Below are 15,590 nucleotides of genomic sequence, written 5' to 3' on the forward strand. Positions count from 1 at the left end.
CGGAACGACATGAGCACACAACCTGAGTGGTGGCTGCGCGGCCCGGTGGACGGCGTGCCCGTCGCGTTGCAGCCCGCGGCGCACATGGTGCTGCAACTGCGCGATGAACTGCAGCCGCATGTGGCCGATCTCACCCTTGCGCAGTGGAACGCCCGCCCGGCCGGCGTCGCGTCGATTGCGTATCACGTGCGGCATATCGCGGGTGTGCTCGATCGCATGGGCACGTACGCGCGCGGAGCACTCCTCGATGATGCGCAGAAGGCGGCGCTCAAGGGCGAAGGCGAGCCCCTCGTGCAGGATGACCGCGCGGCGCTGCTGGCGCGGCTCGATGCGCAGATCGAAGCCAGTCTCGCCCAATACCGTGAGACCGATCCCGCCACGCTCGGTGACGTGCGCGGCATCGGTCGCGCGGCGCTGCCGAGCACCGTGATTGGGTGTCTGATGCACGGGGCGGAGCATGGCATGCGCCACTTGGGGCAGCTGATCGTAACCGCTCGTGTGGTGCGTGGGGCGTAGTTCGTTGAACTATCTCGCACAGAGGCACAGGGAATCACAGAGGAGCACAGAGGGTTTCGACTTTCCGCGTCGGACTGTTCGCGGTCCTCTGTGCTCCTCTGTGATGCTCTGCGCTCTCTGTGCGAGGCCGTAAAGAAACTCACAGTGGAGGAGGTGTCCGTTGATCAAGAAGATCCTGTTGGTGCTGGTCCTCGCCGTGGTCTGCATCGGCGCGCTGGCGATGCGTCAGCCCGATTCGTTCACCGTGGAGCGGCGCGCCACGATTCAGGCCTCGCCGGAACAGGTGTTCGCGCAGATCAATGACTTCCACAACTGGGCCAACTGGTCGCCGTGGGCCAAGCTGGATCCGAACATGGCGTTGTCGATCAACACTCCCGGCTCGGGCGTCGGCGCGACCTATGAGTGGAAGGGGAACAGCGACGCCGGTGAGGGCTCGATGGCGATCAAGGAGTCGATGCCGCCGAACAAGGTGATGATCGACCTGCACTTCCTGAAGCCGATGGAGAGCACGGCGGTATTGTCCTTTCAGCTCGAGCCCAAGGATGGCGGCACCGAGGTGATCTGGACCATGCGCGGCGACAACACGCTCATGGGCAAGGTGATGGGCGTCTTCACCACGATGGACAAGATGGTCGGCCCCGATTTCGAGAAGGGGCTCACCCAGTTGCAGACGGCGGTCAAGAAGTGAGCGACGGGTCCGGTCCCATGCTACGGATCGCGTTGGCGAACCTGCCGTATCCCGAGTCGCCCGAGGCAGCGGTGGCGCGTGCGGTGGCCGCGGTGTACGAGGCCGCCGCGCGCGGCGCGCAGTTGGTGGTGTTCCCCGAGTGTTATGTGCCGGGGTATCGCTGGCCTACGCGCCACGTGCCGGCGCCGGATGCGGCGTATCTCGAGCGCGCGTGGCAGGCGGTCGCCGAAGCGGCCGCCTCGGCGCGGATCATGGTGGTGCTCGGCACCGAGCGCTTTACCGACGCCGGGCTCGTGCTGAGCGCGCTGGTCATCGACGCCGAGGGCCAGCGCGTCGGGTGGCAGGACAAGGTGCAGCTCGACCCGAGTGAGGAGAACGGCTATGTCGCTGCGGCCGAGCGGCGGCTGTTTGAGGTGGCCGGTGTGCCGTTCGGCATCGTGATCTGTCACGAGGGGTGGCGCTATCCCGAAACCGTGCGCTGGGCCGCGCGGCGCGGGGCAAAGCTCGTGGTGCATCCGCACTACGGCGAGGCGGAGCCAGGGAGCTATCAGCCGGTGAGTTACGCCGATCCGCGCAACACCTTCCACGAAGCCGCGGTGCGGTGCCGCGCGGCGGAGAACACGGTGTGGTTTGCGACGGTGAACTGCGCCGGGGAGGGGTCGCCGACCACGAGCGCCGTGGCGGCGCCGGACGGGACGATCGTGGCGTGGCAGCCGTATGGTGAGGCGGGGCTGCTGGTGGTGGACTGCGACATGACCCAGGCGACGGGGCTGTTGGCGTCGCGGTGTCGGACGACGCCGTAACGCGATCGCGCGTCAGCCGGGGTTCTTCTTGAGTCGGAGCTAGTCGATGCGGTCGCGCGCGGCTTTCACCACCGGTTGACGCGAGGGTTCGGCGTCCTTCCAGAGTGTGGCGAAGGCGTCGTAGTGCTCGATGGCGCCGGCGACATTGCCCTGCGCGTCGAGGAGTTCGCCGAGGCGCTTGTGCGCTCCAGCCAGATGCCCCGTACCTCGAGCATCCCGTTCCCATTTCGGATCGACTACCCGCGCGAACCACGCCGTCGCGGAATCGACCTGGTGGGCACGGTCGAACGCCACGGCGATCAGGTACGCTTCCTCCGCATCGGGGGCGGTGCGGCGCTGACCTGCCTGTTTGAGCAGCGTCGCCGCCTGCTGGTACTGGCCATGCGCCAGGGCGACCAGGCCCGCCACGCGCGCATCCTCCCACACACGATCTGCCGACCGTTCCGCGTTATCGCGTCGATACGCGGCCGCGAGCGCCTCGGTCATCTCGGCATCGCCGACGAGCGCCGCGGCCACCGCCGCTGCGGACCATGGCCGGCTGACTGGCGGCGTTGACTCGTAGAACGCGGGGGTGAGCATCCGCTGCAGCGTGCGATGCGTGCGCGCGCGGTCGCCGTCGAACTTGGCGATGAACACGGCGGAGTCGAGCGCCAACTGGAGCGCCGCCGGCGGACGCCGGGTGAGGCGAGCCACGGTATTGGTGCGCCACACACTCATCGCAAGCGCGGCGTCGATCCGCCCACCGATCGCATTCAGGTCGCGGAGATAATTCGCGGCGCCGAACGTCAGCCGCGGCGACTGCGAGGTGTCCATCCACGTTCGCACCAAGCGCCCCAGGCTGTCGTCGAGCTTGTGGGCATACAGTTGCCACGAAGTGACTTCCCACTGGAGCGGGCTTTTCGGAAAGAGTGTGGCGAAGCGAGCCGCGGCGCTGTCGGCCACAGCCGGCTTCTGCAATCGGGCCGCTATCCCGCTCCAGTTCACCACACTCACCGCCGGCGGCCGCTTGAGCATTGCGGCGCGCCGGTACATGGCGAGGGCGCGATCAAGCTGGCGCCGTTGCACGTAAGCGACAGCCAGATTGTTCAGTGCGATGTTATTCAGCGAATCACGTGCCAGCAGCTGCTCGTAGGCAGCGATCGTCCTGTCCGGATCAGGCGTCGGGCCGTACGTGAAGTAACCCGCTTCGGTCACATCGCGCTCATTATCCGTCAGTCGATCGCGATGTCGATAGGCGCGTGATATGGCATCAATCTGCTCCGCTTCCGAGTTCGGCAGCTGGTTGTACATCACGGCGATCTTGCGCCACGCCATAGCAAACGCCGTATCGATCGCGACGGCCTCCTGCAGTCGCTTCATGGCCTTGGCGCGATCGCCGCCATTCTCTTCGATCTGCGCGCCTTCGACGTACTTGCGCAGCGCCGCGAGCGACGGCGTACTCACCCGCTCGATGGCCTTCGCGCTCTGCAGCCCCCTGAGTGACTCGCCGACCTTTTCGCGGATGCTTCGCGAGAGCTTGCCAACGGCCGAGACCAAAGTCGCGTCGCCGTCGGCAGTTGCACGAAAGGTCGCCATCTCGCGGCCATCGGTGGCGCTCACCAGTCGTGCGGAGAGCACGTAACTGCCGCCCAGCCGCACGACATCCCCATCGATTACCGCCTTCGTTCCCTCGCGCGTTGCGATCTCGCGGGCCACGTCGAAGGGCACTGCCGCATCTGTCGGACGCTGCATGCGCTGGAGGACCTCGCGCACGGCAGCACGCGTCAGCACCGACAGGTTGGGCGATTGCGCGAGGTCGGTGCGCAACGCTTCGGCAATCGTCACTCCCAGCGTCGTATCGTTCGCCGGGGGGCGGAAGTCCGCTACCATGACGCTTTCGCGCTCGCCGAACTCACCGGCACCGATCAGCGACGCGGCTGGACCAATGCCATAGGCGCGCGACACCGCAAAGGCGGCCAGCAGCGCAGCAAAGCCCCCTCCCACCGCGATGCCCGCTTTCCGGGTGCGACGAAAGCTGACGTGAGGCTGCGCCCGCAAGGCGAGCGTCGCCATGGTGCCGGGGCCCACCGCCGACCCACCAGGCGTCAGCGTCGGCGTGCGCGTGATCGCGCGACGCGCGGTGCGCTGCACCCACCATGTCCCGAGAAGTGCGGGTAGCCCAGCCGCGGCGAGGGTAATGGCCGACGGCATCGCCCACGTGGGGACGCCGACGGTACGCGAGGCGATGAAGACGCCACCAACCAGCAGTGCGGTACCACCTGCCCAGGTACCGAGTGCGGTGGAGAGCGGAATCGTCGGCGCGAGAACGGGCGCGGTTGTGCTGCTCGAGGCGCCGCTGCCTTCGAGCGCGCGGACAATCGCGGCCGCATCTGCCGGCCGATCAGACGGCGCCTTCTCCAGGCACCGCAGCACCAGCTCAGCCAACGCCGGCGGAACATCGGCCCGCAGTACGCGCGGATCGCGCGGCTTTTCGGTGATGTGGGCGACCAGCAACCGTCCTGGGGTGTTCGCCGAGAAGACCGGCTGCCCGGTCAGCAGTTCGAACGCCATCGCCCCGAAGGCGTACAAGTCGGCCCGATGGTCCACCGCGACCGCGCCTTCCGCCTGCTCCGGCGCCATGTACGCCGGCGTGCCAATGGCGAGCCCCGCCTGCGTGAGCGTGGCACCGCCGGCGGAGGTGCGCGACGCCGAGATGGCCTTCGCGATTCCGAAATCGGTCACCGTGGCGCTCCCCGCCGAGAGCAGCACGTTGTCGGGCTTGATGTCCCGGTGCACGATGCCCTGGGCGTGCGCGTAGCTCAACGCACGCGCGACATCGCGCAGCACGCCGACCGCTTCCGGAATCGTGAGCGCGCCCTGGCCCAGTCGTTGCCGCAAGGAATCGCCGTCCACGTAGGGCATCGAGAACCAGGGCAAGCCATCGGCGTCGCCCGCGGCCAGCACCGGCACCACATGGGGATGCTGCAGCGACGCCGCCATGAGCACTTCGCGCTTGAACCGCTCCACGCTCAGCCCTTCGAGCATCTCCGGCGCGAGCACCTTGACCACCACGCGGCGCTGCAGCGCCGGTTCGTCGGCGAGATAGGTGCGCGACATGCCGCCACCCCCCAACTCGCGGATGAAACGGTACTGACCGGCGAGCGACTCTTCGAGGCGGGCGCGAAAGGATTCCATGCGGCGAATATGGGGCACGCTATCGCAACGAGGACGAACCGAATGCGGAGAACATGCACCGCCGGAGCGCCATGTGGCCAGTTTCGCGCGAGCTTTTAGCTTGAGAGGTATGGCGACGCATACCGAACTGCCCCCGGGGTTCTCACCGGTCCCCGCCGGCCATCTGGCGGCGGTGGTGACGCACCTCGAGATGACCGCCCCGCCTGCGTCGCGCCCCGTGCCCACGCTGTCGCGGCCGCTGCGCCTCGAGCGCATGCATGATGAGGACCTCGCCATGTATCGCGCGCTCTTTCGCGAAGTGGGCCAGGAATGGCTCTGGTTTTCCCGTCTCCGCATGCCCGACGCGGAGCTCGCCCGCCTGCTGGCCGATCCGCTGGTCGAGGCGTACGCGGTGCGCGACGGCAACGCGCGCATTGGTATGCTCGAGCTCGATTTCCGCGAGCCGGGCCAGTGCGAGCTCGCCTTCTTTGGCCTCGCGGCATCGCACGTGGGGCAGGGCGCCGGCCGCTGGCTGATGCACGAGGCCACGACCCGCGCGTGGGCACGGGGCATCACGCGCGTTCACGTGCACACGTGCACGCTCGATCACGCCAACGCCGTCGCGTTTTACGTGCGGTCCGGATTCACACCGTACAAGCGCGAAATCGAAATCGCGCCCGATCCGCGACTCACCGGGGAACTGCCGCTTGATGTTGGCACCCACGCGCCGGTCATCCGCGATGAACGCGTCGCACCCGATGCGCTGGCGGTGGTGCAGGAGTTCTGGCGCCTGATGGCCACCAACGACTTCGCCGCGGTCGGCGCCGTGCTCGCGCCCGAGTTCGTGCTCGAGTGGCCGCAGTCGCGCGAACGCATTCGTGGCGCGGCCAACTTTGCGCAGATGAACGCCGAATATCCCGCCAAGGGGCCGTGGCGCTTCATGGTCTCGCGTGCGGTCGCCAATGGCAGTGAGGTGGTGACCGATGTCAGTGTCACCGATGGCGACGTGCTCGGGCGCGCGGTGTCGTTCTTTACGGTGGCGCAGGGGCGCATCACGCGCATCGTGGAGTTCTGGCCCGAGCCGTATCCGGCACCGGCCAATCGCGCGCATCTCGTGGAGCCGATGGCGTGAGCACCGACACGCGCAAGGTGCTGCTGCGGCAATTCGATGTCGCGTGGCAGCTCGCGTGGTACCATCTGGAATCGCTGACGACGGAGGAGTGCCTGTGGCGCCCCGCCGATCGCGGGTTGCACGTGCACGAGGCCGCGCACCACTGGGTCGCCGACTGGCCGACGCACGAGGGCTATGATCTCGGGCCGTCGAGTGCCGGCTGGATTACCTGGCATTGGCTCTTCTGGTGGCGCATGGCCGCCGATCACACGTGGGGCGCCGCGACGCTCACGCGCGAGGCGGTGCCGTGGCCCGGCCACGCCGATGGCCTGCGCACCGAACTCCGCGCCCTGCACGATGCGTGGCGTGCCGCGCTGGCGAGCAGTGACGCCGGCACGCTGGCGTCGTCGGCGCGCGTCCGGTGGCCGTTTCGGGATCGCCCGCTCGCCGATCTCTTTGCCTGGGCCAACACCGAGCTCACCAAGAGCGCGGCCGAACTCGGCGCGTTGCGATTTCTCTACGCCGCCCGACGCGACGCGCGCGCGTCAGCCTGAGCCCACCAACGCCAGGCGCGCAAGCGCCACGTCGGCCAGAAAGGCGACCTTGGCCCCGACAATCCCAATGCGCGCCAGCCCCGCGACATTGAGCGGCGCCGCCAGCGACACCGGCGCGAACGCCGACCAGGGGAGCACCACGGTGCGCCAGTCGCGCGCCACCGGCAGCTCGGCGCCGTAGTACTGCCATGGCGCGCGCGTATCCGCCGTGCGCAGGTGCACGAAGTACGACCCGGGGGTGCCGCACACCGTGAGCGCCACACCCGTGTAGGCGCGCGCATCGAACGGGGTACGCCCATCGCTGAGCGCGCGCGCCATCTGCACGAAGCCGCCGTTCCGCTCGAGCGAGACTTGCCCCACGAGTCGCAGGGCGCGGCGCCCCTGCACGTCGGTCAGTGCGCCCTGCGCGTTGGAGACGCCCCCCATGACGCGATCGGTGAACACCGTCCACCCTCGGGCGTCGGTGCTGACCGTGAAGTCGTCGAGGAGGAGGTCGGTGGACGGCATGCGACGCGCGTGACCTTACGCCTGTGCCTTGCGTGACGCCTTTCGCACGCGCTTTCCCATCTCGAACAGCAGCACACACCCCGCACCGGCCAGCACCCCGAACACGCCATCGAGCGTCATGCTCACGAGGCTGGCGAGCACGCCGTTCACCGCGTGGACGCGCTCCACGATCCCTTCGAACGCATGCGCGACGGGGTGCACGCCGTGTACCAGAATGCCACCACCCACGGTGAACATCGCCGCAGTGCCCACCACACTCAGCGTGCGCATCATCTTGGGCGCGGCGGCGAGAATCAGTCGCCCCGTCTTCACGCTCGCGGCCGCACCACTCTGCACCATCTTGAGCCCCAGATCGTCGAGCTTCACGATCCCTGCGACCAGGCCATAGACGAACACCGTCGCCGCCACGCCGATGATCGCCAGCACCGTGGCCTGCTCGGTGAGCGTGCGCCCGCCGAGCGTACCCAGCGCGATCACCACGATCTCCGCCGACAGCACGAAGTCGGTGCGGATGGCGCCCTTGATCTTCTCCTGTTCGTAGGCGGCGAGATCGACTTCCGGCTCGTGCTCGTGCGCCACGGCCACCGCGGTGGATTCGTCCTCGTCGTGCGGCAGCCACTTATGGGCGAGCTTCTCCACGCCTTCAAAGCAGAGGAAGAGACCGCCCAGCATCAGCACCGGCTGAATCCAGCTGGGGGCGAACGCGCTGAGCAGGAGCGCGATCGGCACGAGGATCACCTTGTTGATCAGCGATCCCTTGGCGACGCCCCACACCACCGGCAATTCGCGCTCGGCGGCGAACCCGGCCACCTGCTGCGCATTGAGCGCGAGATCGTCGCCCATGATCCCGGACGTCTTGGTGGCCGCCGTCTTGGTGAGGGCGGAGACGTCGTCGAGGAGCGACGTGATATCGTCGAGCAGAGCCAGCAGACTGGAAGCCATACCGAAGCAACGGTCCCGAAAAGGGGGCGGGGGAGCGGGTGCCGAATGATCTCCGGGTCCGGAAAGGCGCGCTACGGGGGGCGCACGCGCCCAACGGAAAATCGGACCGGACAGTAGGATTGGAACGACCGAGAGGTCACTGACGGATCCCGCCCCGTCTCGAGAGGTCCCGCCCCATGCGCTGTTCGCGCAGCCGGTTCACGAAGGTGCTGGTGTTCGCTGCGGCGCTCGGCGCGCCAGTGGCGCGGTTGGCCGCGTAGGCCGATGAGATTCAGGTCTATACCGGCGGGCTCGCGGCCGTCGGCACCTTCAATCTCACGATCCACAACAACATCACGCCCAAAGGCATCGCCACGGCCGGGTTTCCCGGTGCGGTGACGAGCAATCACTCGTGGAACGGCGTCCCGGAGTGGGCGTACGGGGCAACCAAGTGGCTCGAGCTCGGCCTCTACATGCCGCTGTACACGCTCGACTCGCATCAGGGCTTTGGCCTCGACGGCTTCAAGCTGCGTACGCTCGTCGCCCGCCCGAATGGCGACCAGCACACCTTCGCCTACGGCCTGGGCTGGGAGCTCGGCTTCAACGCCAAGCGCTGGGATCCGAACCGCATCGCCTCGGAGTTCCGCCCCATTCTCGCATGGCATCTCAAGAAGTGGGATCTCGTGACCAACCCGATCGTCGATACCGACTACAAGGGCGGGCTCAAGAATCTCGACTTCGCGCCCTCCACGCGCGTCGCCTACAACATCAATGCGACGTGGGCCGTGGCCGGTGAGGAGTATGCGGATCTTGGCACCCTGAACCACCTGATCGGCGGTCGCGCGGCGTCCCATCAGGTATGGGGCGCCGTCGATCACGCCGGCCGCGTGTGGGATGTGGAAGTCGGCGCCGGCTACGGCCTCACGAACAGTGCCGACAAGTTCGTCCTCAAGATGATCCTGGCGCGCGACCTCCACGTGCGGCAGAAGTAGCGCGCCGCGCGCGGCTCAGGCAGCCACCAGCAGGTTGCCGTCCAGGATCAACAATGACGAGCCAGGTGGGGCGGCGGGATGGGTGGTCATAGGGGCTCCGGCAGAGGCGTGCTGATGGGTCGGCCGTTGCGGGCCGACGGGACACCCACCAGCCAAGCATTTTCCGCACCAGCGCTCGGATTTGACCTAAGCCGTGTTGCAGCAATGGCTTATGTGGATGATCCGGCCGTGCCCGTCGTCTATCGGTTCGATGCGTGGCGTCACGCCACGTGACATCGCCGGTCAGGCCGTGCGACGCAGCGGCGCGGGGGGCCGGGCGGCCAGTTCCACCAGCAGCTGCCGGCGCTTCACCAGCGCCCGCACGTGCGCCCGCTGCAGCACATACACATAGGCACCGAAGACTGCCGCGACCTGCGTCAGCAGGAAGAGCAGCACGCTCGCGCCGTACGCGTCATGAAACCCGCGGGCGCCCTCGAGCAGGGCCGAAGCGAGCACCGTGAAGACGAGCACGCGCGGCAGCACCTGCCGCATGCGACGGCTGTCGCGGCCGTGAAATTCGGCTCCCATGTATCCCACGAGCGTGAACGCCGCGAGGTGCTCGAGGGCGCGATACACCATGGGCTGCGAGAGGGCGACGTTCGGCGGCGTCAGCGCCAGCGTGCCGCGCCAGCCAAAGCCGGCGTCGGTGAGTGGCCACAACGACGAGAGCGCGAGATAGGTCGCGAACACCGGAAACACGAGCCGCAACGTCGGCAGCTCGAAGCGTCGGGGGCTGATATCGGGGGCGCGTTGCATGGCGGCATCGCGCCACGTGGCCGCCGCGAGCGTGACGCCCACGGCGGCGACCACGATATCCCAGGCGCCACGCGCGCCCGGAACTACGGAGACCAGCACCCACGCCGCCGGGAAGGCCACCAGCCAGCGCGTCGCTCGTCGCCCCGACGCCGGTGCGACATACGCGCCGTGCACGGTGCCCAGCACCGCGCCAGCGACGATCGACAGGAGCAGCAGCAGTACGCGGCGTTCGTCGCCTTCACTCCCCAATCCGAGCAGCCAGGCGAGCGGCACGAGCAGATACACGAGCCCCATGAGCGGGAGCTCGAGCGCCAGCGACTGCACCGTGTCCTCGCTCTCCACATAGCGACTCACGCGCGCGAAGAGCAGGGCACCGAGCAGCGCGCCGGCGGTGTTCGTCGCCACGTCGAGCAGCGAACTGAAGCGATCGGGCGCGAAGAGCTGCGCTGTTTCGATCGCGGCACTGAGCCCGGCGCCGAGCAGCAGCACGCGGCGCCAATCGGCAGGCGCGCCGCGCGGGCGGGTGAGCTGATGCACGAACCCGAAGGGCACGAACATCAGCACGTTCATGACGAGATCGGACCAGGTCCAGATCGTGGTGAGCCCGTGCGCCGGCGTCAGCTGAAAGCGGAAGGGCGCGAGCGTGATGACCGCCGTGGTGAGTGCCAGATAGCCGAGTACGGCCCGGCCCAGCCGAAGCGCGGTGAAATCGGCGGCTCGGCGGAAGCGGGGGCGCGGGGTCGGGGCAGACGGCGTCGTCCGGGGGTGGCTCATCGTGCTGGGAAGTATCGGCAGCACCCCCCCGACAGATGATCCGCCCCGGTCACGCCGTGGGCGCCCACCGAATGCTACCTTTGCCTGTCGCCCCCGTTCACGTTCAGCCCCGATCTGTGATGCGTATTTGCCTCTTTGCGGCCGGCCTCCTTGGCGCGGCCGTCTCGACTGCCCATGCCCAGCAGCCCGCGCCCAAGTCGGCGCCCAAGTCGGCCCCGGCCAAGGCCGCTCCCGCCAGGGCCGCCGCCGCCGCCAGTGCCCTGGACTCGTCGACCTTTGCCGCGCTCGCGTGGCGCAACGTTGGCCCGTCGCGCGGTGGCCGCGCGAATGCGATCGCCGGCATCCCGTCCAATCCGCTGGTCTACTTTGCCGGCTACACCGGCGGCGGGCTGTGGCGCACCGACGATGCGGGGCTGAACTGGAAGAACATTTCCGACGGGCAGTTCACGTCGAGCACCATTGGCGCGATCGCGGTGGCGCCGAGCGACGAGAACGTGATCTACGTGGGCACCGGCGAGCATGCCGTGCGCGGCCAGTCGAGCACGTACGGCGACGGCATGTACAAGAGCACCGACCAGGGGCGCACCTGGAAGAAGATCGGGCTCGAGCTGTCGAAGCAGATCAGCGCTGTGCGCGTGCATCCGACCAATCCGGAGGTCGTGTACGTGGCCGTGCAGGGCGATCGCTGGAAGGGGACGGCGGATCGCGGCATCTATCGTAGCACGGATGGCGGCACGACGTGGACGCAGGTGCTCAAGGGGGTGAACGCGACGAGTGGCGCGAGCGATCTGAGCATGGACGCCACCAATCCGCGCATCCTGTACGCGGCGATGTGGGATCATCAGCGCATGCCCTGGATGGTGCGCTCGGGTGGTGCGGGCAGCGGGATCTGGAAGAGCACGGATGGCGGCGACACGTGGACGCGCCTGAGCGAGGGGCTCCCCAAGCTGATGGGCAAGATCGGCGTGGCGGTCTCGCCGGCCAATCCGGAGCGCGTGTTTGCGATTGTGGAGGCGGAGGCCGGTGGCCTCTACCGCAGCGATGACGCCGGCAAGACGTGGCGCCTCCTGAGCGGCGATCGCCTCATTCAGACGCGGTCGTGGTACTACATGAACGTCACCGCCGATCCGAAGAACGAGAATGTGGTGTGGGTGATGAACGCCCCGATCGTGCGCAGTATCGATGGCGGCCGCACCTTCCAGACGGTGCCGGCGATGCACGGCGACAATCACCAGCTGTGGATCAATCCGCGCGACTCACGGTATGTCGCCAACGCGAACGATGGCGGCGCGAGTGTATCGCTCGACGGCGGGAAGAGCTGGAGCACGCAGGACAACCAGCCCACGGCCCAGTTCTATCACGTCGCCGTGGACGATGGTTTCCCCTACAAGCTCTACGGCGGGCAGCAGGACAACTCGTCGGTGATGCTCAAGAGCTTCAGCGACATGGGGCGCGTGGACATCCGCGACTGGGACATCGGCCCGGGGTGTGAAAGCGCCAACATGGGGGTGAGCGCGAAGAACCCGCGCTATGTGTATGGCGGCTGCTATCAGGGGATCATCGAAGAGGTCGATCAGGCGACGGGGCTGCGGCGCGCGATCATGCCGTGGCCGGAGATGAACCTCACCGAACCGACCGACAAGACGAAGTACCGCTACAACTGGACGGCGCCGATCGAGGTGTCGCAGCACGACGACAAGGTCGTGTACCATGGCGGCAACGTGCTCTTCAAGACGACCGATCGCGGCCAGCACTGGACGCCGATCTCGGGCGATCTGACCAAGAACGACAAGAGTCGGCAGGGATGGGGTGGCGGGCCGATCACCAACGAGGGCGCCGGCGGTGAGGTGTACGCCGCGATCGTGGTGATCGAGGAGTCGCCGCACGATGCCAACACGCTCTACGTGGGCACCGACGACGGCGTCATTCAGCGCACCCGCGACGGCGGCAAGACGTGGACGAACATCACGCCGGCCTCGTGGGGCGACGGGCTGGTGAATGAGATCGCGGTGTCGCCGTTCGACGCCGGCACGATCTACGTCTCCTTCCGCAAGGATCGTCTCGGCGATTACACGCCGCATGTGTATGTCTCGCGTGACTACGGCGCGACCTTCACCGAAATGGTGAGCGGCTTCCGCCCCAATGAGCCGGTGCGGGTCGTGCGCGAAGACCCGGCGCGAAAGGGGCTGCTCTACGCCGGCACCGAAACCGGCGTGTACGTGAGCTACGATGGCGGCGCGTGGATGCCGTTCACGGGTTTCCCGGTGACTCCGGTGACCGACCTCGCGGTGAAGCACGGCGATCTCATCGCCTCCACCGAAGGGCGGGCGTTCTGGATTCTCGATGATCTGTCGGTGCTGCGGCAGCGCGCCGATTCTCTGGCGAGTGCGGCGGTGCATCTCTACGCGCCGCGACCCGCCGTGCTGCTGGCCAGCGGCACGGCCCCGGCCGGCAAGGGGGCGGGCGCCAACCCCGCCTTCGGCGCCACGGTGTATTTCCGCCTTGCGGCTGCGCCCGACAGCGTGACGACCGTGTCGGTGGAGTTCCTCGACAGCAAGGGTACGGTGGTGCGGTCGTTTGCCTCGAAGGATTCGCTCAACAAGCTCACCGCCAAGGCGGGGCTCAACAGCCTGTACTGGAACCTCCGCCGCGCGGCGCCGGCGCGCCTGGGAACGGTACTGCTCTTTGGCGCGCCGAACGATGGCGGGGCGCATGTGTCACCGGGGCAGTACAGCGTGCGGCTGACGTTCACGCAGGGCGGCAAGAGCACGGTGCTCACGCGCCCGCTCACCGTGCAGAACGATCCGCGCGTCACGACGCCGGTGGCTTTGGTGGCGGAGCGTGACTCGGTGGCGAATCTGCTGTCCACGCGCATCAACGAGATTCACGAAAGCGTGCTGCGCCTGCGCGATGTGAAGGGGCAGGTGGCGGGCTTTGTGCAGCGCGCCAAGGAGACGAGCGCGCCCGATACCATCGCGGCGGCGGGCAAGGCGCTCACCGGCAAGCTCGACAAGATGGACCCGCGGCTCACCACCAAGGCGGCGAACGGGCAGGACATCATCAACTACGCCAACGGCATCAACGGGCAGTATGGCTTCCTGCTTGGCCAGGTCGAGGGGAATACGCAGCTGACGCAGCCGGTGAAGGATCGGTTGGTGGAGTTGGAGAAGATTTGGGCGGCCTTGCGTGCGGAGGTCGAGCAGATTGAACTCGTCGATGTGCCGGCATTCAACAAGCTCCTGGAGTCCAAGGGCGTGCCGGGTGTCGTCTCGGCGAAGAAGAAGGGGCCCATCGCATGATTCGCGCGGAAGCGTCTCGCGCGGAGGCACGGTGGGCACGGAGGGGCACGGAGGTGCTGCTGTGTGTGCTGCCTTCGCTCCTCGTCGCTCAGAAGAAGCCCGCTGCGCCGGCGGTGTATGTGCCGCCGGCTGGGGCGTGGGAGCGAAAGTCGCCGAGTGCGGTGGGGCTCGATTCGGTGAAGCTCGAGGCGGCGATTGCCTTTGCGAAGTCGAAGGAGAGCAAGACGCCGCGCGAGTGGGAGCAGAATCACTACCAGACGTTCGGGCGTGAGCCGCTGGGGCAGCTGATTGGCCCGATCATCGACCGCGGCGACGAAACGGGGCTCATCATTCGCAAGGGCTACGTGGTGGCGCAGTGGGGGAACCCCGAGGCGATCGAGATGACCCACAGCGTGACCAAGAGCTTCTTGAGCACCGTGGTGGGGCTCGCGTTCGACGCGGGGCTGATCAAGAGCACGCAGGACACGGTGGCCAAGTATGTGCCACCCATTCTGCGCGCGATGCCCAACGGCACCGGCTTCGCCGCCGACTGGCCGGGCGATGCCCGCTGGCTCAAGCCGTTCGATTCGCCGCACAACAAGCGGCTCACGTGGGATGTGATGCTGCGGCAGACGAGTGACTGGGAAGGCACGCTCTGGGGCAAGCCCGAGTGGGCCGATCGCCCCGCGCAGGATGCGAGCACCTGGCGCACGCGCCCGCGCGTGGAGCCGGGCACGGTGTACGAGTACAACGACGTGCGCGTGAATGCGCTGGCGCTCGCGACGCTCATGGTGTGGCGCAAGCCGCTTCCTGAGGTGCTCAAGGAGAGGATCATGGACCCGATCGGTGCCTCGAACACGTGGCGCTGGTACGGCTATGACAACTCGTGGGTGATTCTCGACGGCAAGCAGGTGCAGAGCGTGAGCGGCGGCGGCCACTGGGGCGGCGGCATGTTCATCAACGCGTGGGACATGGCCCGCTTTGGCCTGCTCACGCTGCGCCGCGGCAAGTGGGGCGACAAGCAGCTGCTGAGCGATGCGTGGGTGACGCAGGCGCTCACCCCCACGAAGGTGCAGCCGACCTACGGCTTCATGAACTGGTTCACGAACCCGGACCACAAGTTCCTCGCGAGCGCTCCGGTGGAAGCCTTTGTGCACGTGGGGAATGGGAACAACATCATTTACGTCGATCCCGTGAATGACATCATTGCGGTAGTGCGGTGGATTGATACGACGCCGTCGATTGATGGGTTTGTGCAGAGGATGCTGGCGGCGGTACAGCGCTAAGCTCAGAAGTCAGAGGTCAGAGGTCAGATATGAGTAACCCCTCAGGTATCAGGGGGGAGGACGAAAGGGAGTGGGCATCAGGACCGCGGTTCATGCTGTCCTGATGCCCACTCCCTGTAACCCTTCCCCCTGATGCCTTGTATGTCCAAGGTGATGCCTCGCAGGTCAGATTTGGGATGGCGGCAGCTCGCCTTCATGCCTCGTGCCGTGAG

At 67.4% G+C, this 15,590-nt stretch carries 12 protein-coding genes; 8 read left to right on the plus strand and 4 right to left on the minus strand.

Annotation, left to right across the window (positions count from 1 at the left end; translation table 11 throughout):
- The first annotated feature begins 9 nt into the window (after positions 1-9).
- From K2R93_17445 to K2R93_17455, 3 genes are all read left to right on the plus strand, one after another.
- Positions 10-516 (plus strand): DinB family protein, encoded by a 507-nt coding sequence (locus K2R93_17445; GenBank protein MBY0491627.1) that lies wholly within the window; start codon positions 10-12, stop codon positions 514-516.
- Positions 517-676: 160 nt separating this feature from the next.
- Complete coding sequence (locus K2R93_17450) at positions 677-1,204, plus strand: SRPBCC family protein (GenBank protein ID MBY0491628.1); 528 nt, start codon at positions 677-679, stop codon at positions 1,202-1,204.
- A gap of 17 nt (positions 1,205-1,221) precedes the next feature.
- Positions 1,222-2,007 (plus strand): carbon-nitrogen hydrolase family protein, encoded by a 786-nt coding sequence (locus K2R93_17455; protein MBY0491629.1) that lies wholly within the window; start codon positions 1,222-1,224, stop codon positions 2,005-2,007.
- A 39-nt stretch (positions 2,008-2,046) separates the two neighbouring features.
- On the opposite strand, the gene K2R93_17460 is transcribed toward K2R93_17455, so the two are convergent.
- Complete coding sequence (locus K2R93_17460; GenBank protein MBY0491630.1) at positions 2,047-5,181, minus strand: protein kinase; 3,135 nt, start codon at positions 5,179-5,181, stop codon at positions 2,047-2,049.
- 109 nt (positions 5,182-5,290) lie between these two features.
- Here K2R93_17460 and K2R93_17465 point away from each other — a divergent pair, with 109 nt between their 5' ends.
- A complete protein-coding gene (locus K2R93_17465; protein ID MBY0491631.1) occupies positions 5,291-6,292 on the plus strand; it encodes a GNAT family N-acetyltransferase in 1,002 nt (333 codons plus the stop codon).
- On the plus strand, positions 6,289-6,825 hold the full coding sequence (locus K2R93_17470; protein ID MBY0491632.1) for a DinB family protein: 537 nt from the start codon (positions 6,289-6,291) through the stop codon (positions 6,823-6,825). The genes K2R93_17465 and K2R93_17470 overlap by 4 nt, the downstream gene beginning before the upstream one ends.
- On the opposite strand, the gene K2R93_17475 is transcribed toward K2R93_17470, so the two are convergent.
- On the minus strand, positions 6,817-7,332 hold the full coding sequence (locus K2R93_17475) for a CIA30 family protein (GenBank protein ID MBY0491633.1): 516 nt from the start codon (positions 7,330-7,332) through the stop codon (positions 6,817-6,819). The genes K2R93_17470 and K2R93_17475 overlap by 9 nt on opposite strands.
- Before the next feature lie 15 nt (positions 7,333-7,347).
- Complete coding sequence (locus K2R93_17480) at positions 7,348-8,274, minus strand: DUF808 domain-containing protein (protein MBY0491634.1); 927 nt, start codon at positions 8,272-8,274, stop codon at positions 7,348-7,350.
- Positions 8,275-8,648: 374 nt separating this feature from the next.
- On the opposite strand from K2R93_17480, the gene K2R93_17485 reads away from it, so the two are divergent.
- Positions 8,649-9,245 (plus strand): hypothetical protein, encoded by a 597-nt coding sequence (locus K2R93_17485; GenBank protein MBY0491635.1) that lies wholly within the window; start codon positions 8,649-8,651, stop codon positions 9,243-9,245.
- 282 nt (positions 9,246-9,527) lie between these two features.
- Here K2R93_17485 and K2R93_17490 read toward each other — a convergent pair whose 3' ends face one another.
- Positions 9,528-10,814, minus strand: a complete 1,287-nt coding sequence (locus K2R93_17490) for a VanZ family protein (GenBank protein ID MBY0491636.1) — start codon at positions 10,812-10,814, stop codon at positions 9,528-9,530.
- A 119-nt stretch (positions 10,815-10,933) separates the two neighbouring features.
- Between K2R93_17490 and K2R93_17495 the strand changes: the two genes are divergently transcribed.
- Both K2R93_17495 and K2R93_17500 read left to right on the plus strand, forming a co-directional pair.
- Positions 10,934-14,113, plus strand: a complete 3,180-nt coding sequence (locus K2R93_17495) for a glycosyl hydrolase (protein MBY0491637.1) — start codon at positions 10,934-10,936, stop codon at positions 14,111-14,113.
- The gene (locus K2R93_17500; GenBank protein ID MBY0491638.1) at positions 14,110-15,378 is read left to right on the plus strand and encodes a serine hydrolase; all 1,269 of its coding nucleotides are present in this window, start codon (positions 14,110-14,112) and stop codon (positions 15,376-15,378) included. Before K2R93_17495 ends, K2R93_17500 begins: the two co-directional genes overlap by 4 nt.
- Positions 15,379-15,590 lie beyond the last annotated feature (212 nt).

The sequence above is a fragment of the Gemmatimonadaceae bacterium genome (assembly GCA_019752115.1).
In the GTDB taxonomy this organism is placed as follows: Bacteria; Gemmatimonadota; Gemmatimonadetes; order Gemmatimonadales; family Gemmatimonadaceae; genus Gemmatimonas.

Excerpts from the sequence above, each read along its gene's own strand:
- K2R93_17445 (MBY0491627.1), top strand. The coding sequence starts at position 10 with ATGAGCACACAACCTGAGTGGTGGCTGCGCGGCCCGGTGGACGGCGTG.
- K2R93_17475 (MBY0491633.1), bottom strand. The coding sequence starts at position 7,332 with ATGCCGTCCACCGACCTCCTCCTCGACGACTTCACGGTCAGCACCGAC.
- K2R93_17490 (MBY0491636.1), bottom strand. The coding sequence starts at position 10,814 with ATGAGCCACCCCCGGACGACGCCGTCTGCCCCGACCCCGCGCCCCCGC.
- K2R93_17500 (MBY0491638.1), top strand. The coding sequence starts at position 14,110 with ATGATTCGCGCGGAAGCGTCTCGCGCGGAGGCACGGTGGGCACGGAGG.
- K2R93_17465 (MBY0491631.1), top strand. The coding sequence starts at position 5,291 with ATGGCGACGCATACCGAACTGCCCCCGGGGTTCTCACCGGTCCCCGCC.
- K2R93_17480 (MBY0491634.1), bottom strand. The coding sequence starts at position 8,274 with ATGGCTTCCAGTCTGCTGGCTCTGCTCGACGATATCACGTCGCTCCTC.
- K2R93_17460 (MBY0491630.1), bottom strand. The coding sequence starts at position 5,181 with ATGGAATCCTTTCGCGCCCGCCTCGAAGAGTCGCTCGCCGGTCAGTAC.
- K2R93_17495 (MBY0491637.1), top strand. The coding sequence starts at position 10,934 with ATGCGTATTTGCCTCTTTGCGGCCGGCCTCCTTGGCGCGGCCGTCTCG.
- K2R93_17455 (MBY0491629.1), top strand. The coding sequence starts at position 1,222 with ATGCTACGGATCGCGTTGGCGAACCTGCCGTATCCCGAGTCGCCCGAG.